The sequence below is a fragment of the Streptomyces sp. NPDC046909 genome, assembly GCF_040644695.1.
Lineage (GTDB): Bacteria > Actinomycetota > Actinomycetes > Streptomycetales > Streptomycetaceae > Streptomyces.
Map to the genome: position 1 here is coordinate 350,472 of NZ_JBEYXC010000008.1, position 20,692 is coordinate 371,163.

Consider the following 20,692-nt stretch of genomic DNA (forward strand, 5'->3'; position numbering starts at 1 on the left):
ATGAGGGACCTCACCGCACTCGGCGCCGTGGAGCTCGTCGAGGGGTACCGCAAGGGCGAGTTCAGCCCCGTGGAGGTGACCCGGGCGGCGCTGGAGCGGGCCGAGGCGATCCAGCCGGAGGTCAACGCGTTCGTGCGGCTGACCGGCGAGGAGGCGCTCGCGCAGGCGCGGGAGTCGGCGGACCGCTGGCGGCGCGGTGAGCCGGCCGGGCTGGTGGACGGGGTGCCGGTCACGGTGAAGGACATCCTGCTGATGCGCGGGGCGCCGACCCTGAAGGGCTCGAAGGTCCTGTCGGAGAAGGGGAGTTGGGACGAGGACGCGCCGTCCGTCGCCCGGCTCCGCGAGCAGGGTGCCGTATTCATCGGCAAGACGACGACCCCGGAGTTCGGCTGGAAGGGCGTCACGGACTCGCCGCTGTCCGGCATCACCCGCAACCCGCACGATCCGTCGAGGACCGCCGGTGGTTCGAGCGGGGGCGCGGCGGCCGCCGTGGCCCTCGGCGCGGGTCCGCTGGCCCTGGGCACGGACGGCGGCGGCAGTGTCCGTATCCCGGCCGCCTTCTGCGGGATCTTCGCGCTGAAGCCGACGTACGGGCGGGTGCCGCTGTATCCGGCGAGCGCGTTCGGGACGCTCGCGCATGTGGGGCCGATGGCCCGCGACGCGGCGGACGCGGCGCTGATGCTGGACGTCATCGGGGCGCCGGACGCACGGGACTGGTCGGGGCAGGGGCCAAGTGCCGTGTCCTACCAGGAAGTTCTGCGAGAGGGCGTCCGGGGTCTGCGGGTCGCCTACTCCCCCTCCTTCGGCGGACAGGTAAGGGTGCAGCCGGGCGTCGCGGCGGCGGTCCGGCGGGGTGTCGAGCAGCTGGCGCGGCTCGGTGCCTACGTCGAGGAGGCCGACCCCGACTTCACCGACCCGGTGGACGCCTTCCACACCCTGTGGTTCAGCGGGGCGGCCCGGGTGACCCAGCAGTTCGGGCCGCACCAGCGGGAGTTGCTCGATCCCGGGCTACGGGAGATCTGCGGGCTCGGAGCGCGCTACAGCGCGCTGGACTATCTCGCCGCCGTCGACGTCCGCATGGACCTCGGCCGCCGGATGGGCCGCTTCCACGAGTCGTACGACCTGCTGGTGACGCCCACGCTGCCGGTCACGGCGTTCGAGGCGGGCGCCGAGGTGCCGCAGGGCTCGGGGTACCGGCGATGGACGGGGTGGACGCCGTTCACGTACCCCTTCAACATGACCCAGCAGCCCGCCGCGTCCGTCCCGGTGGGCGTGGACGGCGACGGGCTGCCGGTGGGACTCCAGATCGTGGCGGCCCGGCACCGGGACGACCTCGTCCTGCGGGCGGCCCACGCGCTGACCGGGGTCACAGCCGCCGGAACGTGAGCGTCACACCCTCCGGAAACCGGCGGTCACAACCGCCGTACACCGACGGTCACAACCGCCGGAAACTGAGGCTCTCCCCCAGGGCCCCGGACCGCCACAGGTCGTTGCACCCCTCGGCCAGCTCCTCCAGCCCCTCCACCACCTGCCCCCACACGATGCCCGGGACCCAGCCCACATCACCGTTCAGGAGCAGATTGTTCCGTTCGTAGAACAGGGCCAGGTCGACCACCGTCGCCCCCGCGCGGACCTCCCGGTCATAGCCGTAGGCCTTGGTGCCGAGCTCTGTCCCCGCGAAGGAGAAGTAGCAGAGGTCGCCGGGGATGGGGGTGACGGTCGGGTTCTCCAGGGGAGGTTCCGTGGGGGCGAAGGGTGGGAAGAGGGCATAGATCTCGTTGCGGGCGTACTTCGCGTGGTAGACGTCACCGGCGAGCGGGAGCGCTTCCCAGACGGCCGCGCAGGTCAGGGGCGCGCGGTCGTCCAGCAGCTTCGCCGTACCGGTGATACCCCGCTTGACCAGCGAGACCTCTATGTATCGGTCGTCCATGCGGTCAGCCATGCCTTCCATGGTGCATACATCGCATGCTCTCGGGTAGCCGCGCCGCCATGGCTCCACCTAATGGGAACGACAGAAACACACAGGGAACCGGAACCACGCGTCGATCGCTGCTCGCGGGGGTGGCGGCGCTCGGTGCGCTGGGGGCCGCCGGCTGTTCGCGGGTGGCCACGGCTTCCACCACGGACGGCGGTGATCTGCTGGAACGCCTGCGGGCGGCGGGTGTCGTACGGCTGGGGATCGCCGGCGAGATCCCGTTCGGGTACATCGACAAGAACGGTGACCTGACGGGTGAGGCGCCGGAGCTGGCGAAGGTCATCTTCAAGCGGCTGGGGGTGGACCGGGTCCAGCCCGTGCCGACCGAGTTCGGATCCCTGATACCCGGGCTCAACTCTCAGCAGTTCGATGTCGTCGCCGCCGGGATGTATGTGAACCCCGAGCGCTGTGAGCAGGTCATCTTCGCCGACCCCGACTACCAGATGCTCGATTCCTTCATCGTCCGCAAGGGCAATCCGAAGGGGCTCAACGACTACAAGGACGTCGTCGAGAAGAAGGCCAAGTTCGCCACCGGGACCGGGTACGCGGAGATCCAGTACGCGGTCGACGCGGGGTACGAGGAGAGCGACATCCTGATCGTCCCCGACCAGGTGGCGGGGCTGAACGCCGTCGAGGCCGGGCGGGCCGATGTGTTCGCCGGTACGGCGCTGACCACCCGCGAGGTCGTCAAGAAGTCCGCCAAGGCCGAGGCCACCAAGGCCTTCACGCCCCTCGTGGACGGGAAACCGCATGTGGACGGCGGCGCTTTCGCGTTCCGGCCGACCGAGACGAAGCTGCGGGACGCCTTCAACGTGGAGCTGCGGAAGCTGAAGAAGAGCGGCGAGCTGTTCCGGATCCTGCGGCCCTTCGGGTTCACGGAGGCGGAGATGACCGACCTCACCGCGAAGGAGCTGTGCGGCGGAGGGACGGGCGGATGACCTCGGGACTCTGGGAACTCGTACTCAAAGGCGTATGGACCACGGTCCAACTGCTGGTGTGCAGCGCGCTGCTGGCAGGCGCGGTGTCGTTCGTCGTAGGCATCGCACGCACCCACCGGCTGTGGATCGTGCGCTTCCTCGCCGGTTTCTACACCGAGGTGTTCCGCGGGACCTCGGCGCTCATCATGATCTTCTGGGTGTACTTCGTGCTGCCGCTCTCCTTCGGCTGGCAGCTGGTACCGCTGTGGGCGGGCACACTCGCGCTGGGCCTGACATACGGCGCGTACGGCTCGGAGATCGTGCGCGGGGCGCTGAACTCGGTCGACCCGGCGCAGAAGGAGGGCGGGATCGCGCTCAGCTTCACGCCCTGGCAGCGGCTCAGGCTGATCCTGCTGCCGCAGGCCGTGCCGGAGATGATCCCCTCCTTCTCCAACCTGCTCATCGAGCTGCTGAAGGGCACCGCGCTGGTGTCGATCATCGGCATGGGCGATCTGGCGTTCAGCGGCAATCTGGTGCGCCTGGCGCTCCAGGAGAGCGCGGAGATCTACACGTATCTGCTGGTCATCTACTTCGTGATCGCGTTCCTGCTGACCCGGGTGATGCGCGGCCTGGAGAAGAAGCTGAAGTCGGGGGTCGGGAAGGCCCCGGCGGGCGGGGTCTCCGCACATGAACTCAAGCGCGCCGAGACGACCGGTGTCGGCGCCTCCTCCTCGGGTGGTGTTCTCGGATGACGTGGGACTGGGGAGCGGTCGGCGACTTCATGCCGCAGTTCTGGGACGGTCTGCTGGTCACGTTGCAGGCGCTGGCGCTGGGCTCGGTGATCTCCTTCGCGCTCGGCCTGGTGTGGGCGCTGCTGATGCGGGCGCCGACCCGGTGGGTGACCTGGCCGGTGGGCGCGGTCACGGAGTTCGTACGGAACACCCCGCTGCTGGTGCAGCTGTTCTTCCTCTTCTATGTGCTGCCCGAGTGGGGTGTGACCTTCTCCGCGCTGACCACCGGGGTCTTCGCGATCGGCCTGCACTACTCGACGTACACGATGCAGGTCTACCGGGCCGGTATCGAGGCGGTGCCCGTCGGCCAGTGGGAGGCCGCGACGGCGCTGAATCTGCCGGTGACCCGGACATGGCGGGTGGTGATCCTGCCGCAGGCGATCCGCCGGGTCGTGCCGGCGCTCGGCAACTACGTCATCGCCATGCTCAAGGACACGCCGCTGCTGATGGCGATCACCGTCCTCGACATGCTCGGGCAGGCGCGGCTCTTCTCCCAGGAGCACTTCCAGTTCACCGAGCCCCTGACCGTGATCGGCGTGGCCTTCATCCTCATCTCCTATCTGGCCTCCCTCCTCATGCGAGCCCTGGAGCGACGTCTTGTCCACTGACATCCAGCAGACCCCTGACATGAACCCCGCCGACAAGCGGGGCAACGGCGAGCTGATCCGTCTGGAGCAGGTCACCAAGCGGTTCGGGGACAACACCGTCCTCGACCACCTCGACTTCTCCGTGTCGGCCGGGAAGCACGTCACCCTCATCGGGCCGTCCGGGTCCGGGAAGACCACGATCCTGCGGCTGCTGATGACGCTGACCAAGCCCGACGAGGGGATCATCACCGTCGACGGGCAGCGGCTGTTCCCGGCGCCCGAGAAGCAGGTCCGCGAGGTCCGCAAGCAGATCGGGATGGTGTTCCAGCAGTTCAACCTGTTCCCGAACATGTCGGCGCTGCGGAACATCACCGAGGCCCCGGTGACCGTGCTCGGCCTGTCCAAGGACGAGGCGGAGGCCCGCGCCCGCGAGCTCCTCGACCTCGTCGGCCTCGCCGACAAGTGCGACGCCCGCCCCTCCCAGCTCTCCGGCGGCCAGCAGCAGCGGGTCGCGATCGCGCGGGCCCTGGCGATGCGCCCGAAGGTCCTGCTGCTGGACGAGGTGACCTCCGCGCTCGACCCCGAGCTGGTCGCGGGCGTCCTCGACGTGCTGCGGGACATCGCCCGCACCACCGACATCACCATGCTCTGTGTGACCCACGAGATGAATTTCGCCCGGGACATCTCGGACCAGGTCCTGATGTTCGACTCGGGGCGGATCATCGAGGCCGGGCCGCCGGAGAAGATCTTCAGCGAGCCGGAGAAGGACCGGACGCGGGAATTTCTCAGCGCGGTGCTGTGACGGCGGGGTCGCCTACAAGAAGTGAATCCGCCGATGTGCGAGGTCTGACGGTTGGGGCCTGACTCTGGCATATGCCAGCAGGTCAGCGCCCCAGCTGAGAGGGACGGAATCTCGTCAACAGGCCCTCACTTCAAGCCTCTTGCCCGTTATCGTAGAGAGGATTCGCTGTCCGGATTACGGCCCAGTTGTAGAGCGACTTAGCGAGCGCAGGGGGAACACCGTGGCGCTGAAGCACGAGCCGACCGCGCCGTACCACTCGGCCCAGGACGCCCTGCGCGTCCTGGAGACCGTGGCGCGGCACACCACCGGAGTCACCGACGCCCAGCTCGCCCGGCAGACCGGCATCGACCCGGAGCGCCTGACCACGCTCCTGCGGATGCTGCGCCGCGAGGGATACATCGAGCAGGTCGCCGAGGGCGCGTACGTCACGGGGGACGCGCTGGCCCGCCTCGGCTCCGCCCACGACCGTGAGCAGGCGCTGCGCGAGACGCTCCAGCGCACCCTCGACCGGCTGCGCGACTCGGTGGGCGCGGCGGTGTATCTCAGCCGGTACGTCGACGGCGAGATCAAGATCGCGCAGTACGCGGACGGGCCCACCATGCCGGTGGTCAACGAGTGGGTCGACTTCCGCTACTCCGCCCACGCCACCGCGATCGGCAAGAGCCTCCTGGGTCAGCTCGACCACAACGGCCGGCGCGAGCATCTCTCCCGGCACAAGATGGCGCGCCTCACCTCCCGGACCATCACCAGCGACAAGCTCCTGCTGTCCCGCCTGGAGTCCCAGCCGCCCACCGTCCCCCACCTCGACCTCCAGGAGTACGCGGTGGGCACGGTCTGCGCGGCCGTCCCCATCACCGCCGGTTCCTCGGTGGGCTGCCTGGCCCTCTCCCTCCCCGTCGAGCACGCCCACCGCCTCCGCCAGGCGGCCGACGCCCTCAACCGGAATGCCGCGCCGGTCCTCCTCGGCCTCGCCATCTGAGGACCGTCCCAGGGCCACCTGGGGGCCATCCCGGCATGGTCGGAAGCACCCCTCAGGACCGGGTAGTATTTTCTTCGTCGCCAGCCGCGAAGCAAGAACACGCAGCTGGCGAGGGTTATGCGCCGCTAGCTCAGTTGGTTAGAGCAGCTGACTCTTAATCAGCGGGTCCGGGGTTCGAGTCCCTGGCGGCGCACCTCGGAAGGGCCTCTCGTGGGAGCGAGGGGCCCTTCGAGTTTTTCGGCTGGGGGTCTCCGGTCCCGGGCTTTTTCGTAGGCGGCCGCGTCCTCCTCCGTCAGCCGCCGGTAACCCCGCTCCCCCGCCGGCCGCCACCACACCGGGTCGGCGCACCGGAAACCCTCCCGCCGCAACTGCGCCCGATGGATCTTGTTCGTCGCCGTGACCGGCATCCGCTCCACGACCCGGACGAAACGGGGCGCCATCTTCGTGCCGAGGTCGGGCTGGGCCGTCAGGAAGTCCGTGAAGGCGGCCGGGTCGAAGGTTCCGGCGAGGGCCGCCATGACCTGGTCGCCGGTCACCGGGTCCGGCACCGCGTACACGGCGACGGCGTCCGCCCCGTCGTAGCGCGCGAGGATGTTCTCGATCATCGCGGCAGCGAGGTTCTCGCTGTCGACGCGGAGGCGGTCGTCCGTGCGGCCCGCGAAGTAGAGGTAGCCGTCGCGGTCGCGGCAGAAGAGGTCGCCGGTCCAGTACCAGCCGTCCCGCCGCCGCTCCCCCTCCGCCTCGGGGTTGCGCCAGTACCCCTCGAAGGGGTTCGGCCCCTGGTTGACCAGCTCCCCTATCGCCTCGTCCCCGTTCAGGAGCCGCCCGGCCTCGTCGAACACCGCCGCCGGGCACTCCGCACGCGTCTCCGGGTCGAGGACGACGAGCCCGGGCCCCGCCCGCCCCACCGCCCCGGCCGGCGTCCCCGGCGACCACTGCACGGCCGCCCCGCCCTCCGACGACCCGTACCCCTCCACCAGCCGCACCCCGAACCGTCGCTCGAAGGCGGCGGCGTCCACGGCCCCGGCCTCCGTACCGAAGCCCATGCGGAGCGGGTTGTCCCGGTCGTCGTCGCGCTCCGGCGTCGCGAGGAGGTACTGCACGGCCCGCCCCACATACGTGAAGTACGTCGCCCCGTACCGCCGTACGTCCGGCAGGAACCCCGAGGCCGAGAACCGCCGCCGCAGCGCGACCCCCGCCCCTGCCGCGAGCGCGGGCGCCCAGTCGGCGATCACCGCGTTGCCGTGGAACATCGGCATGCAGATGTAGTGGACGTCGTCGGGGCGGACCCCGAACTGGCCGGCCAGCGAACGCCCCGCCGCCGCCAGCCGTCCCTGGGAGCAGATCGCGGCCTTGGGGGCGCCCGTGGAACCCGAGGTGAAGTAGAGGAGGAGCGGGTCGCGCGGGGTGGCCCGCGAGGCGTCCGGGCGGGCTCCCGCGTAGGGCGCCAGCAGAGTGTCGTACTCCTCCGTGCCGGTCACCAGGAGCCGCACGCCGGGGAGTTCGAGGCCCTGCAACAGCGGCAGGTGAGTCCGCTCGGTGATCACGACTCCGCACTCGGTGTGCAGGATGTCCCGGGCCAGTTCGGCGCCACGCCGGGTCGGGTTGATGCCCGCGACGGCGCCGCCCGCCAGGGCCGCCGCGCTCAACCACAGGGGATATTCAGGGGTGTTGTCGAGCAGTACGCCGATGTGCGCGCCCGGCGGCAGCAGGTCGGTCAGCAGTGCGGCCCGCGCCGCGGCGCCCGCCGCCACCTCGTGGTGCGTGAGCGTCCGCTCCCCGCACCACAGCCCCGGCCGGTGGTCGCCCCACCGGGAGACGACGAGCTCGGCCACCGTACGCCCGTTGGACTCCATGGCCGCGCACGGTAGTTGATGGACCGTCAGATGTGGAGGGGCGTGAGGGGTGCGGCGGTCACGGGGTCATCGTCACGCCGTCGACGACGATCGTGTTGGTGGTGTCGTCGACGTCGTCCCCGAAGCCGAACCCGTCGGACATCTGGTGGTACGTGACCATGAAGCCGACGCAGAACACCACGGCCACCCCGAGGAACACCAGGACGAAGCCGGTGGACGCCGCCAGCCTGCCCGGGCTCGGCGACTTCGCCGTGGCGACGACGGAGGCGCCCTCGGCGTAATAGATGGTGACGAAGTCGCCCTCCAGGATCGTCCCCGGGCCGTCCTCCTCCTCGAAACGGACCGTGCGGCCGCCGCGGGCGGTGAACTCGTAGACGTGGTGAAGGGTGGTGCTCACGGAGGTGTCGTTGCCGCCGCCGTGCATCGTCGTGAACACCCGCAGACAGCGGCCCTCAGCCGTCAGCCCGCTGTTCCAGGCGCTGCGGATCCGCAGCGAGCGGCGCAGCACGCGGTAGGCCATGTAGAGGACGACGGCCAGGATGAGGCTGGGTACGGCGTAGAAGACGAAATCCATGGCGCTTCCCCCGAGGTCGGGTACCAGGTCAGGTACCGCTTCAAGTACTGGGTCAAGTACTGATCGTGGAGGGAACGTACCCGCCCGGGGCACCGCACTGCCTCAAGCAATGCTCAGAGTTCCGGCACGGTCGCCCAGCCGTAGAGGATCACGATGACGGCCAGGCCGATGAAGAACAGCCCGACGACCGTGCCCGCCATGTCCTTGCCGGGCTGGGGCTCGGACGCGGTCGCCTTCTCGGGGTCGGCGGAGGTGTAGTAGACGAGGACCTCCTCGCCGGCCTCGCGGTCGCGGGGGCCGCCGCTCTCCTTGAAGCGGACCGCGAGGCCGTCGCCGGTGGTGTAGTCGTACTCGTGCCACTGCACGCGCCGTGCCTGGTTGTTGACCATCTGGGTCGTGACCCAGGCGCGCACCACGTGGCCCGGGGCGGTCAGCCCGCTCTCCCAGGCGGCTCGCCGCTCCTGGGTCCGGCGGACGAGCGCGTAACCGCCCCAGACCAGAACGGCGAGCACGATGGGTATGAGGATGTCGAAGTAGGAGTTCACGGAACGCGGACCCTACCGGACCTGACCGAGGGACCGATCAGAAGGTTCGATCAGAGGGCGCGGTCAGAAGGTGACGTCCGAGCAGGCGTAGAACGCGTTGCCGGTGTCCGCGATCGTCCAGACCGCGAGGATCACGTGGTGGCCGCTGAGTCCCGACGGCAGGGTGCCGCTGTGGGAGAGGGTGGCCGGGGGCTGGGCGTTGTTGTACGGGACCGTGAGGAACGGGGTGAGGTTGAGGTCGGAGCGGGCCAGGTTGTGGTTCTGGTTCCAGCCCGCCTTGGTGACGTAGTACTTGAAGTCCGTGGTGGCGTGGCGTGCGGTGAACTGCCAGCGGAACGTGTAGCTCTGACCGCCCGTCACCTTGGTGGTGGGCCAGGCGCCGCCCGAGGGCGTGACCGGCGAGCTGAGCTGGCTGAACCGGCTCAGTCCGCCGCTGCATATCGTGCCGTCGGCCGGTCCGGAGGCGGGGAAGCCCTTCGGGCCCTCGACGCTCTGCGGCTCCCACTGGATGTCGCCGCAGTTGGTCACGGTGCCGTTCTGGCAGAGCTTCTGCCGACTGACGGGGAGGTCGGTGTAGCCGTGTCCGCTGGCGCCGCCGGAGGAGAGCACGAGGGCTCCGGCGGTGCTGAGGCCCAGCACGGCGGCGTACCACTTGGTCTTTTTGCGCATGCTGCCGCTCCCTGGAGAACGTGGGGGAAGTTCAGTGAGGCGGTTCAGTGAGCCGGCTCAGCGAGCCGTGAAGGTCTAGACCAAGTCCCAGATTATTGCGACTGCTTGAGCATGTCCAGACCAATCACTGACCCGACTCCCCGCTCACCGACCCCGCTCGCCGACCCCTCTCACTGCCCCGACTCCCCACGCCCCGCACAGAACGCCACCGTCAAGTCCTTCACCAACGCCTTGCGTTCGTAGTCGTCCAGCTCCACCAGCCCGCGCATGGTCAGCCGGGTCACCGTGTCCTCCACCGAGTCCACGACCGACGTCAGCACACTCGCCCGGTGCTGGGCGTCCAGCGCGGCGATCCGGCGGCGGTGCATCGCGGCGGCGACCTCGGGGGCGTACTCCACCCGCACGGGCTGCACCGAGAACACCTCGAGCCCGACCGGCCCCGCGTCCGCCGCCACCAGCCGCGTGAGCGCGTCGGCCGCCGCGTCCACCGACGCCTTCGCCGAGCCCGGCAGCTCCACCGGCATCCGCACCAGCGCCGCCTCCACGCACTCCCGCAGATACGTCTCGTGGTCCTCGACCCCGAGCGTGGCCCGCGCGGTGTCCCGCACCCGCCACACCACGAGTACGACGACCCGCAGCGCGACCCCGTTGCCGTCGGCGGCCGGCATCGGCTCGCTCCTCCAGTGCCGCAGCCGGACATCGACCCGGCGGCGCAGCAGGAGCGGGTTGACCCACATCAGGCCGGTGCGGCGGACCGTCCCCCGGTAGCGGCCGAACAGACCCAGCACCCAGGCCCGCCCCGTCCGCCCGCGCGCCAGCCCGCCGAAGCCGAACAGACTCATCGCCCCGGCCCCGGCGTACGCCGCCCACTGCGCGGGACCGAGCCCCGCGCCCGCGTACTCCGGCAGCCGCAGCGCCTCCACTGCGAGCGGCGACAGCACGCCCGCCCACCACGAGGTCGCCACGCACCCCGCCGTCCCGCAGGCCCCGGCGAGCACCCCCGCCGAGCCGGGCAGCACCCGCGCGGGCCGTTCCACCAGCGCCGGGTCGACCTGCGGCGCGGGACGCGGCTTGGCCGGTGCCGGGCGGCGGAAACGGGGCTGTTCGCCGGTGCCCTGGCGGCGCCCGACGACGGCGGGGCTCAGCGGCACGGACCCCGTCTCGGGGTCGTCGCGGAAGAGCAGGTGGACGGGGATCTCGGTGGTCGCCTCGTTCTGGATGAGGCGGGCGGGACGGGTCACCGCCGTGGTCTCGGTCGGACCTTCTGCCGGGCCCTCGGGCTCCGGTGTCGGGGAAGGGGTGTGGGAAGTGGTCGTGCTCATGCGTGCCTCCAGCCTCCGCGCCAGAAACTTCATGACAGTGGGTGGGTGTTACGGGAAAGCGGGTTACTTGAACAGGCGCCGCCAGGTCTCCGGCCCCGGATAGCCGTCCGCCGCGCCGCCCCGCCAGCCCTGGGCGCGCTGGAAGGCCTCGACGGCACGTCGGTCCGCCGCGCCCCAGCGGGGACCGGGACCGGTCGTGTAGTACGTGCCGAATCCCTTCTTCACCAGCTGCTTGCCGAGCAGGGTGACGTACTTGTTGCTGACGCCGGGCCGGAACATCGCCCGTCCCGGATAGCCGGGCACCCCGTGCGAGGAGGGCGCCCCCGATGCGGCGGGTGCGGGCGGTCCGGCGGCCCCGGTCCGGATGTCCTTGCCGCCGCCCGTCACCAGCAGCGCCCAGGTCTGCGGCCCCGGCAGCCCGTCGGCGTCCCGGCCCGTCCAGCCCTGGGCCTGCTGGAAGGCCTGGGTGGCGCGGCGGTCGGTGTCGGTCCAGCGGGGTCCCGGGCCGGAGGTGTAGAAGCGTGCGGCGCCGCGTTCGACGAGCATGCGGCCCAGCTGGGTGACGTACTTGTTGTTGGCGCCGGGACCGAAGTACGCGAGGCCGGGGAACGGGGTGGCGAGCGGCGCGCTCGGCTTGTCGCCGCCGGCGTCGGCACCGGCGCCGGCCGTGCCCGCCATGAGCCCCTTGTAGCGGTAGGCGGTGTAGCGGGCCGAGTTGCTCCAGTACGCGTACGGGGTGGCCTGCTTGCGGGCGCGCGGCCGGGTCTCCTCGTAGGCGAGGTAGTAGGTGTGCGTGTAGTCCGTCCAGCCGCCGAAAATCACCACGTGCGAGCCCTTCTCGGGGTCCGCGGGATTGTGGAACAGGAGAATGTCGCCGGGCTGGAGATCGTCCTTGGGAATCTTCACCCCGTACTGGTCGAGGCTGCCCGTCCATTCGTTTCCGGGCAGGTTCCAGGCCATCGAGACAAAGCCCGAGCAGTCCTGGCGGTAACCGTCGGACCAGTACTCCGTCATGCTGTACGGCACCTGTGCGACGACCCATTTCTTGGCGCGCTTGATGATCTCCGCGCGGGTGGTGGCCGGTGCCTTGACGGTGGCGGGCTTGCCGCCGGGGCCGTGCAGCGGGGTCTTGCCGCCCTGGGGGGTGTCGGGCTCGTCACCCGCGGGAACGGCGGGGCGGATGCCGAGGTCGGGGTGGTCGGGGGTGTGGGGGGCGGCGAGGGCGGGGGCGGTGTGGCCGACGAGGGCGGTGGAGGCGGCCGCGGCGAGGATGACGGCCCGGTGGGCGGCGGGGTGGCGGCCGGTGCGGGAATGCGGCAGGACGCGGCGCCAGTGAACGCATCCGGGGCAGTCGCAGTCGCTCGCGGGATCGAATTCCTCGAATACCGGTTCCTTGAATCCCGAGGCGTTGAATCCCGATGCGTTGAATCCTGGAGCCTCCATGCGATTCCCCTCACACTCCAGATGGAAATGTCCGCGACTGTGCACGTTCGTCAGTTTCTCAACTGTCTTCCCGACGCGCATGTTGACGGTCCGAATGATGTACGGCACCCCCCTCCGCCCCTGGTGAGGTGGTCCGGAGCACCCCTGGAGGTCGGGTAGAGTTCTCCGGGTCAGCACGCGCCGCTAGCTCAGTTGGTTAGAGCAGCTGACTCTTAATCAGCGGGTCCGGGGTTCGAGTCCCTGGCGGCGCACAGACAAGCAGGAAGCCCCTCGTGCAAACGGGGGGCTTTCCTCGTGTTTGGCCGGATACCCTCTCGCCATGGCAGCGCGTGACCTCCAGGAGCGGATCAAGCGGCTCATTCTTGAGCGGCGGCTGGCGTCGGGGGCGCCGTTGCCGACCGAGCCGGAGCTGATGGAGTACCTGGGGGCCAGTCGGAACTCGGTGCGGGAGGCGCTCAAGGCGCTTCAGGCGATGGGGATCGTGGAGATCCGGCACGGGTTCGGGACGTATGTCGGTCCGATGTCGCTCGCGCCGATGATCGAGGGGCTCGCCTTCCGTACCGTCGCCGGGCACTACCGCGGCGAGGACTCGCTGCTTCAGCTGCTGGAGCTGAGGGAGGCCGTCGAGACCGGGCTCGTGTCGCGGCTCGCGGGGCGGCTGCCGGAGGGTGATCTGGTTGAACTGGACGGGCTCGTGGGCCGTATGGGACAGCAGGCCGCGCACGGAGGTGACGGCCTGGCGGACACCGACCGCGCGTTTCACGCCACCCTGTACCGGGGGCTGGACAACGCGTTGCTGAGCGAGGTGCTGGAGGCGTTCTGGGACGCCTTCCACCGCGTTCGTACGGATCTCGGGGGCGTGCCGCAGGATCCGCGGATCACCTGCCGGCAGCACCGGGAGATCTTGGATGCGGTAAGGTCCGGCGACGCGATACGGGCAGAGGAGGCCATAAGGGAGCACTTCGGCAACATCCGTGCCCGACTGTCCACAACCTCCCCACAAGGCCCCCACAGGGGCCACAATGAACGCGTATGACCGGTAAACACCGCGTTTCGCATCTTGCGATCATGCTGGACACCGTAGAAACCTGGTTTTCAAGATGCCGCCGATACGCGGCAGTTGGGGGGCACGGAGCCGGTTGCCGGTGCGGACGGGGAGAGGGGCCCCGTTCTTGGGGTGATGCCGAGGGGGGCATCATGCAACCGGAAGGTCGCAGTTCCATGTCTATGACGTGGAGGATGTGGTTACTGCGGCCCACCACTGATACGCCTGTGAAGGTCGAGGGGGACCAGAGCAGACGTAAGGAACCGACAAAGCACGCGATGACTCGCGTGTGGGGGGATGACTCATGACGTCGACGCCGACGGGCGCCCGGCAGAACTTCGACCCGTCTCAGACCACCCAGCTCAGGGTGGCCTCACAAACCCGGACCGGCACGTTCCGCCGGATCAAGAAGACGCTGCCGAAGTACGACTACGAGCACTACAGCCGGCTGGCCGGCCCCCTCACCCAACCCGACCCGACGAAGCCGTACAAGGTGGAGTACCGGTCGCTGATCTCGCAGGAGACGCACCGTATACGCGTCGCGCTGATGCTCGCCGCGGCCCCGGTGCTCTCCCTGGTCCTGCTGTTCTGGCTGCTCCAGCCCGAGCACTGGACCGAGCGCGACTACGTGGACTTCGAGTGGCTGCCCGCCCTCGACATCGTGATGCTCGTCTCGATCGGTCTGATCGAGTTCTTCCGCTGCATGAACGTGCTGTCGAACGCGCACGCCACCCTGGTCGCCCGCGACCCCATCCCGGTGGTGCCCGAGACCGGCACGAGAGTCGCGTTCCTGACCTCCTTCGTGCCCGGCAAGGAGCCGCTGGAGATGGTCACGAAGACCCTGGAGGCGGCCGTCAAGCTGCGCCACCGGGGCCTTCTGCATGTATGGCTCCTCGACGAGGGCGACGACCCCGAGGTCAAGGAGGTCTGCGCCCGGCTCGGTGTGCACCACTTCTCCCGCAAGGGCATCGCGAAGTGGAACCAGGCCAAGGGCCCGCACCGCGCCAAGACCAAGCACGGCAACTACAACGCCTGGCTGGACGCGCACGGCGACGCCTACGACTACTTCGCCTCCGTCGACACCGACCACGTGCCGCTGCCCAACTACCTGGAGCGGATGCTCGGTTTCTTCCGCGACCCGAACGTCGGCTTCGTCATCGGCCCGCAGGTCTACGGCAACTACGACAACTTCGTCACCAAGGCCGCCGAGTCGCAGCAGTTCCTCTTCCACGCCCTGATCCAGCGCGCCGGCAACTACTACGGCTCCCCGATGTTCGTCGGCACGTCGAACGCCGTACGGATCAGCGCGCTCAAGCAGATCGGCGGCCTGTACGACTCGATCACCGAGGACATGGCCACCGGTTTCGAGATCCACCGCCACAAGAACCCGGCGACCGGGAAGAAGTGGCGGTCCGTGTACACGCCGGACGTGCTCGCCGTCGGTGAGGGGCCCAGCGCCTGGACCGACTTCTTCACCCAGCAGATGCGCTGGTCGCGAGGGACGTACGAGACGATCCTCAAGCAGTACTGGAAGGGCTGGTACTCCCTGCCTCCGGGCAAGCTCTTCAACTACACGATGATGATCATCTTCTACCCGATGTCCGCCCTCAACTGGATCCTCGCGGCGCTGAGTTGCGCGCTGTTCCTGGGCCTGGGCGCCTCGGGTGTGAACATCGACCCGACCGTGTGGCTGATGCTCTACGGCAACGCCTCCGCCCTCCAGATCGGCCTGTACGTCTGGAACCGCCGCCACAACGTCTCCCCGCACGAGCCGGAGGGCTCCGGCGGTGTCGCCGGCATGGTGATGTCCGCGCTCTCCGCGCCGCTGTACGCCAAGGCGCTCATCGACTCCGCGCTGCGCCGCAAGAGCAAGTTCGTGGTCACCCCCAAGGGCGACTCGGCCAGCCCCGACCGCTGGTTCGCGACCTTCCGCTACCACTGGTACTTCATCGCCATCTTCGGCACCTCCATCACCGCCGGTTTCGTGTACGGCCACTCACACCCCGCGATGATCATCTGGGCCACGTTCGCCATGCTGATCACCGCCTTGCCGATCTTCGTGTGGCGGCACATGCTGCGCCAGGACAAGAAGAAGCCCGCGGGCGAGGCGCAGCAGGACCCGATGGTCCCGGCGCAGGGGCAGTACCAGCCGCAGCCGCTGCCGACCGCCCCGCACGCCCCGGCCCAGAAGCCGAGTTGGGCGGCCTCGCAGTCCGGCGGCGAGGGCAACGACCAGACCATGCAAATCGCGCTGGGTGGACTTGGGGGACGTAAGGAATGAACGACCAGGCTGGACGCCGCCGTGCCCGTCGACTGGCGATAGGCACGGTGGTGGTACTCGCACTGGCCGGGATGAACGGGCCGTGGCTCTACCGCTTCGGCACCGAGAAATACCACCAGTACCAGATCAACAGACCGGAATACAAAGCCGAGAACGGCAAGTGGGAAATCGTCGAATTCCCCGAGGAGTTCCGGCAGAACACCATCCACGCGGCGCTGCTGCGCACCGGCAAGGTGCTGCTCGTCGCGGGGTCGGGGAACAACCAGGACAACTTCGACGCGAAGAAGTTCGACACCCGTATCTGGGACCCGGTCAAGGGCACCATCAAGAAGGTGCCCACGCCCAGCGACCTGTTCTGCACGGGCCACACCCAGCTGGCCAACGGCAATCTGCTGATCGCGGGCGGCACCAAGCGGTACGAGAAGCTGAAGGGTGACGTCACCAAGGCCGGCGGCCTGATGATCGTCCACAACGAGAACCCGGACAAGCCGATCACCCTGCCCGCCGGCACGAAGTTCACCGGCAAGGAGAACGGCCAGACGTTCGTGTCGAAGGACCCGGTCGTCGTGGAGCGCGCCACCAAGGTCTTCGACGAGAAGACCGGCAAGTTCCTGCGCAACGACCCGGGGTTGGGCCGCATCTACGTCGAGGCGCAGAAGTCCGGCCGCAAGTACGAGACCGGAACCCAGGACAACTACCGCATCCAGGGGCTGTCCGGCACCGACGCGCGCAACACGTACGGCATCGCGCAGAAGCTCGCCCTCGACAAGAAGGACTTCCAAGGCATCCGGGACGCCTACGAGTTCGACCCGGTCGCCGAGAAGTACATCAAGGTCGACCCGATGAACGAGGCCCGCTGGTACCCGACGCTCACCACCCTGAGCGACGGCAAGATCCTCAGCGTCTCCGGCCTCGACGACATCGGCCAGCTCGTGCCGGGCAAGAACGAGGTCTTCGACCCGAAGACCAAGACGTGGACGTATCTGCCGAAGACCCGGCAGTTCCCGACGTACCCCGCGCTGTTCCTCATGCAGAACGGCAAGGTGTTCTACTCGGGCTCCAACGCGGGCTACGGGCCGGACAACGTCGGGCGTGACCCGGGCGTCTGGGACGTCGACACCAACAAGTTCACCAAGCTGTCCGGGATGAGCGACCCGAAGCTCCTGGAGACCTCCGGCACGGTGCTGCTCGCGCCGGCGCAGGACGAGAAGTACATGGTGGTCGGCGGCGGCGGGGTCGGCGAGTCCGCGCAGTCCAGCAACAAGACGCGGATCATCGATCTCAAGGCGGACGACCCGAAGTTCGTCGACGGGCCGACGCTGGAGAAGGGCACGCGCTACCCGAACATCTCGATCCTGCCGGACGACTCCGTGCTGGTGTCGGGGGGTTCGGAGGACTATCGCGGGCGCGGTGACTCCAACATCCTCCAGGCGCGGCTCTACCAGCCGGACACGAACACGTTCGAGCAGGTCGCGGATCCGCTGGTGGGCCGGAACTACCACTCCGGGTCCATCCTGCTGCCCGACGGCCGGGTGATGTTCTTCGGCTCGGACTCGCTCTACAGCGACAAGGCCAACACCAAGCCGGGGAAGTTCGAGCAGCGGATCGAGATCTACACGCCGCCGTATCTGTACCGGGATTCGCGGCCTTCGCTGTCCGGTGGTCCGCAGACCATCGAGCGCGGCGATTCCGGGACGTTCACCTCCCAGCACGCGTCGACGATCAAGAAGGTGCGGCTGATCCGGCCCAGTGCGGCGACGCACGTCACGGACGTGGATCAGCGGTCGATCGAGCTGGAGTACAAGGTGTCCGGGGACAAGATCACTGTGACGGTGCCGAAGAACAAGAACCTGGTGCAGTCGGGGTGGTACATGCTGTTCGTGGACGACGACCAGGGGACGCCCAGTAAGGCGCAGTGGGTGAAGGTCCCGTAGACGACCTGTAGTTGAGGGCGTCCTCCGTCATGGAGGGCGCCCTCAAGTCACTTACTGGCTCAGGTCATTTACTGGCTCAGGTCATTTACTGGCCTTGGCGAGGTTGAGCGCGTACTCCGCCCACCACTGCCCCGCCTTCGGGCCGCCCTTGCACTCGCCGTCCGACTCCCCGGGCCGCTTGACCCACACATACGCGTCCACCAGCGGGTCCGCCGTCTTCGTCGTCGGGGTCTCGCCCAGGGCGCGGCCCGGCGGGTTGCACCAGCGTTCGTCGGCCTTGCCGCCCGTGTAGGGGCCGTTGCCGTTGCGGCTGGTGTCGATGACGAAGGGTTTGTTGCCGACCTTCGCCGAGAGCTGCTTGCCGTAGGCGATGGAGTCCTGGGTCGAGTAGAAGTTGGAGACGTTGACGGAGAAGCCGTCGGCCTTGGCGATGCCCGCCCACTGGAGGGGCTCGAAGATCTGGTCCGGGTGGCCCCAGCCCGCGTTGCCCGCGTCCAGGTAGACCTTGGTGTTCTTCAGGGACTTGAGCTTCTCGATGGCGCCGTTCAGAAGGTCGTAGCGTTCCTCGTGGAACTCGTCCTGGGTGCAGCCGTCGACGAGGTGGAGTACCGCGTCCGGCTCCAGGACGACCGTCGCCGCACGGTCGCCGATACCCGCGGCCACGCCGTCGATCCAGGCCCGGTAGGCGTTGCCGTCGGCGGCGCCGCCCTGGGAGTACTGGCCGCAGTCGCGGTGCGGGATGTTGTAGAGGACCAGCAGGGCGGTGCGGCCCGCCTTGTCGGCGGCCTCGGTGAAGCCGCGGGCCTCCTGCTCGGGGTTCTCCGTGCCGATCCACTGCCCGGTGGGCTGCTCGGCGATCTTGCGGATCTGTTCGGCGTCGTCGTCCTTGCCGGACTTCTCGTACTCGGCGACCTGCTGGGCCGCGGTGCCGTCCGGGTTGACCCAGAACGGGTCGGTGCCCTTGGGCTGTTGAGAGATCTTGGCGCCGGCGGAATCCTCCGGCTCGTCCTTGTCCCCGGAGGAGGAGCATCCGGCGATCAGCAGTGCCGCCCCCAGCACTATCGCGGACGTCCTCATTCCGGCCCCCCTCGTGCCGTACATCCCACTCCCCCTCGGGTGCAGCAGTCGAAGTCTCAATCCTGACATACGTGTCGTGGGGCCCACGAGATCGCCCGGGCCTTGTCGGGGACCTGTTACAGCCCCGGCGGTCGGGGTAGGTGCGCGACTGTACGGGAGCGGGCGCGAGGGGAAGGGGAGTGCACGGTCATGCACGACACCACCCGGGAGGTCCGACTGGCCGCGGCGCTGGTGGAGGCGGCGGACACGCTGGCCGACGGCTTCGACACCGATGACTATCTGCGGCGCGTCTCCGACAACTGCGTCGACCTGCTGGCCGCGCGGGCCGCCGGGATCATGCTGATCGACCACCGCGGCCGGGCGGTGTCGCTCACCGCGAGCAGCCACGGGGCGGACGTGGCGCTCGACCTGCTGGAGGCCCAGCACGGCGGGGGCCCCTGCCTGGACAGCTACGGCAGCGGCAGGCCCGTACCGCCCGTGTCGATCCGGGTGGCGCACGCCGACTCCCGCTGGCCGGACTTCACCGAGCGGGCGCTGCGGCACGACGTCGCCTCGACGTTCGCGGTGCCGCTGCGCCGCCGCGGGACGCTGTACGGCGCGCTCAATGTGTTCGTGCCGACCCTGCCGCCGCTGAGCGAGTCCGAACTGCTGGTCGCGCAGGCCCTCGCCGACGCGGCGGCCGTCGGTCTCCAGAACCACCGCGCGTACTCCCAGTACCGCACGCTGTCCGGCCAGTTGCAGGAAGCGCTGTCCAGCAGGGTCCGTATCGAGCAGGCCAAGGGCATGCTCGCCGAACGCTGGAACACCACCGCCGACCAGGCGTTCGTGGCGCTGCGGCAGTTCGCGCGCCGTCAGCAGCTGCCGCTGGACCGGGTGGCGAGCGCGGTCGTCGAACGGGTCCTGGACAGTACGCAGTTGCGCCAGAACGACGACTGAACGGCCGCCGGACCTTCATGGAATGCCGTACCACCTGGGCGGATGACGCACAGCCACCATCTTTCGACTTGGCGTCAATCACCCTCTAGGCCCCGGCGTTCATCCGTTCTAGAGTCTTCCTCAGAAGGCCCCAGCCCCCGGCCTGTCATCCATCCCAGGGCTACTCCAGCCTCCCGCGCCGGTCGCCGGGTTACTCCCGCATCCCGTGCGCGCGCGGTTGAGGACCAGCCCGGTCGACGGCTTCGGGGGGAGCGGGCCGTCGACCGGGCCAGGTGGGAACGCCCAACCGTCCACCGGCTCGCCCCTACAGCCCCGTCCCCGTCAGATACGCCGACACGATCACGTTCGCCGTATAGCTGCGGCTCGCCCGGTCGAAGGTCCCCCCGCAGGTGATCAGCCGAAGCTCGGCCCGCCCCCGCTGCCGAACCCCGTACGCCCGCCCGGCGTCGAAGCGCTCGCGGGTGACGACCTGGACGTCGTCGACGGTGAACTCGGCGACCCGGCCGTCGTCGCGGATCACCCGGACCGTCTCGCCGGGCTTGAGGGCGCTGAGCTTGTAGAACACGGCGGGCCTGGTCTCGGTGTCGACGTGCCCCACCATCAGCGCGGCCCCCGCCGCCCCGGGCCGCACCCCGGCGGCGTACCAGCCGACGACGCCCGCCTGGTCGTACGGCGGCGGGTCGATCGCCCCGTCCCCGTCGAGGCCGCGGGCGACCACGGGGGCCTGTACGCCGAGTCCGGGGATGTCGATGCGCTGCGGCAGGGCGGGGGTCAACGGGCGGGTGGCGGGCGGCAGTTCGATCCCGGGCGGGCGGCCGACCGCCGCGACGTCGCCGGTGGTGGGGGCGGATATGCCGTGCCGGATGTCCGTGACCTCGCGGCCCCACAGCCAGAGCCCGAGCAGCAGCACCGCCCAGGCCACACCGGTGAGGAGCCGGCCGCCGCCGGAGGAACGCATG

At 69.3% G+C, this 20,692-nt stretch carries 19 protein-coding genes and 2 tRNA genes; 12 read left to right on the forward strand and 9 right to left on the reverse strand.

The window, feature by feature from the left end:
- Entirely contained in the window at window positions 1-1,386 is a 1,386-nt protein-coding gene (locus ABZ928_RS27570) for an amidase (RefSeq protein WP_361524330.1), read from the forward strand.
- Between the two features lie 49 nt (window positions 1,387-1,435).
- Here the strand turns inward: ABZ928_RS27570 and ABZ928_RS27575 are convergent, their stop codons facing one another.
- Window positions 1,436-1,930: a DUF3830 family protein gene (locus tag ABZ928_RS27575; protein ID WP_361524675.1), complete on the reverse strand. Its 495-nt coding sequence runs from the start codon at window positions 1,928-1,930 to the stop codon at window positions 1,436-1,438.
- 59 nt (window positions 1,931-1,989) lie between these two features.
- Here ABZ928_RS27575 and ehuB point away from each other — a divergent pair, with 59 nt between their 5' ends.
- The 6 genes from ehuB to ABZ928_RS27605 all read left to right on the forward strand — a co-directional run bounded on the left by ehuB (window position 1,990) and on the right by ABZ928_RS27605 (window position 6,244).
- A complete protein-coding gene (ehuB, locus tag ABZ928_RS27580) occupies window positions 1,990-2,913 on the forward strand; it encodes an ectoine/hydroxyectoine ABC transporter substrate-binding protein EhuB (protein ID WP_361524333.1) in 924 nt (307 codons plus the stop codon).
- Window positions 2,910-3,644: an ectoine/hydroxyectoine ABC transporter permease subunit EhuC gene (gene ehuC / locus ABZ928_RS27585; protein WP_361524336.1), complete on the forward strand. Its 735-nt coding sequence runs from the start codon at window positions 2,910-2,912 to the stop codon at window positions 3,642-3,644. Before ehuB ends, ehuC begins: the two co-directional genes overlap by 4 nt.
- Window positions 3,641-4,291, forward strand: coding sequence for an ectoine/hydroxyectoine ABC transporter permease subunit EhuD (gene ehuD, locus ABZ928_RS27590; RefSeq protein ID WP_361524338.1), 651 nt, complete (start codon window positions 3,641-3,643; stop codon window positions 4,289-4,291). The genes ehuC and ehuD overlap by 4 nt, the downstream gene beginning before the upstream one ends.
- A gap of 19 nt (window positions 4,292-4,310) precedes the next feature.
- Window positions 4,311-5,072: an ectoine/hydroxyectoine ABC transporter ATP-binding protein EhuA gene (ehuA, locus tag ABZ928_RS27595; RefSeq protein WP_289920207.1), complete on the forward strand. Its 762-nt coding sequence runs from the start codon at window positions 4,311-4,313 to the stop codon at window positions 5,070-5,072.
- A 220-nt stretch (window positions 5,073-5,292) separates the two neighbouring features.
- Window positions 5,293-6,051, forward strand: a complete 759-nt coding sequence (locus ABZ928_RS27600) for an IclR family transcriptional regulator C-terminal domain-containing protein (RefSeq protein ID WP_361524341.1) — start codon at window positions 5,293-5,295, stop codon at window positions 6,049-6,051.
- 119 nt (window positions 6,052-6,170) lie between these two features.
- Window positions 6,171-6,244, forward strand: a tRNA-Lys gene (locus tag ABZ928_RS27605).
- Here the strand turns inward: ABZ928_RS27605 and ABZ928_RS27610 are convergent.
- From ABZ928_RS27610 to ABZ928_RS27635, 6 genes are all read right to left on the reverse strand, one after another.
- A complete protein-coding gene (locus tag ABZ928_RS27610; protein ID WP_361524344.1) occupies window positions 6,210-7,907 on the reverse strand; it encodes a long-chain-fatty-acid--CoA ligase in 1,698 nt (565 codons plus the stop codon). The two genes, ABZ928_RS27605 and ABZ928_RS27610, sit on opposite strands and share 35 nt — an antisense overlap.
- A gap of 58 nt (window positions 7,908-7,965) precedes the next feature.
- Window positions 7,966-8,481, reverse strand: coding sequence for a DUF3592 domain-containing protein (locus ABZ928_RS27615; RefSeq protein WP_361524347.1), 516 nt, complete (start codon window positions 8,479-8,481; stop codon window positions 7,966-7,968).
- 113 nt (window positions 8,482-8,594) lie between these two features.
- Window positions 8,595-9,026, reverse strand: coding sequence for a DUF3592 domain-containing protein (locus tag ABZ928_RS27620; protein WP_361524349.1), 432 nt, complete (start codon window positions 9,024-9,026; stop codon window positions 8,595-8,597).
- A gap of 63 nt (window positions 9,027-9,089) precedes the next feature.
- Window positions 9,090-9,695, reverse strand: a complete 606-nt coding sequence (locus ABZ928_RS27625; protein ID WP_361524352.1) for a lytic polysaccharide monooxygenase — start codon at window positions 9,693-9,695, stop codon at window positions 9,090-9,092.
- Window positions 9,696-9,865: 170 nt separating this feature from the next.
- Window positions 9,866-11,017, reverse strand: coding sequence for an SPFH domain-containing protein (locus ABZ928_RS27630; protein ID WP_361524355.1), 1,152 nt, complete (start codon window positions 11,015-11,017; stop codon window positions 9,866-9,868).
- A 63-nt stretch (window positions 11,018-11,080) separates the two neighbouring features.
- The gene (locus ABZ928_RS27635) at window positions 11,081-12,460 is read right to left on the reverse strand and encodes a peptidoglycan-binding protein (protein ID WP_361524357.1); all 1,380 of its coding nucleotides are present in this window, start codon (window positions 12,458-12,460) and stop codon (window positions 11,081-11,083) included.
- Window positions 12,461-12,637: 177 nt separating this feature from the next.
- On the opposite strand from ABZ928_RS27635, the gene ABZ928_RS27640 reads away from it, so the two are divergent.
- From ABZ928_RS27640 to ABZ928_RS27655, 4 genes are all read left to right on the forward strand, one after another.
- A tRNA-Lys gene (locus ABZ928_RS27640) sits at window positions 12,638-12,711 on the forward strand.
- Window positions 12,712-12,779: 68 nt separating this feature from the next.
- Entirely contained in the window at window positions 12,780-13,496 is a 717-nt protein-coding gene (locus tag ABZ928_RS27645) for a FadR/GntR family transcriptional regulator (RefSeq protein WP_361524360.1), read from the forward strand.
- A gap of 313 nt (window positions 13,497-13,809) precedes the next feature.
- Entirely contained in the window at window positions 13,810-15,786 is a 1,977-nt protein-coding gene (locus ABZ928_RS27650) for a glycosyltransferase family 2 protein (RefSeq protein ID WP_361524363.1), read from the forward strand.
- Window positions 15,783-17,720: a galactose oxidase-like domain-containing protein gene (locus ABZ928_RS27655; RefSeq protein WP_361524366.1), complete on the forward strand. Its 1,938-nt coding sequence runs from the start codon at window positions 15,783-15,785 to the stop codon at window positions 17,718-17,720. The genes ABZ928_RS27650 and ABZ928_RS27655 overlap by 4 nt, the downstream gene beginning before the upstream one ends.
- A gap of 81 nt (window positions 17,721-17,801) precedes the next feature.
- Here ABZ928_RS27655 and ABZ928_RS27660 read toward each other — a convergent pair whose 3' ends face one another.
- Window positions 17,802-18,821, reverse strand: coding sequence for a glycoside hydrolase family 6 protein (locus ABZ928_RS27660; protein ID WP_361524369.1), 1,020 nt, complete (start codon window positions 18,819-18,821; stop codon window positions 17,802-17,804).
- A gap of 165 nt (window positions 18,822-18,986) precedes the next feature.
- Here ABZ928_RS27660 and ABZ928_RS27665 point away from each other — a divergent pair, with 165 nt between their 5' ends.
- Window positions 18,987-19,733: a GAF and ANTAR domain-containing protein gene (locus ABZ928_RS27665; protein ID WP_361524371.1), complete on the forward strand. Its 747-nt coding sequence runs from the start codon at window positions 18,987-18,989 to the stop codon at window positions 19,731-19,733.
- Window positions 19,734-20,037: 304 nt separating this feature from the next.
- Here the strand turns inward: ABZ928_RS27665 and ABZ928_RS27670 are convergent, their stop codons facing one another.
- The gene (locus ABZ928_RS27670) at window positions 20,038-20,691 is read right to left on the reverse strand and encodes a class F sortase (protein ID WP_361524374.1); all 654 of its coding nucleotides are present in this window, start codon (window positions 20,689-20,691) and stop codon (window positions 20,038-20,040) included.
- Window position 20,692 lies beyond the last annotated feature (1 nt).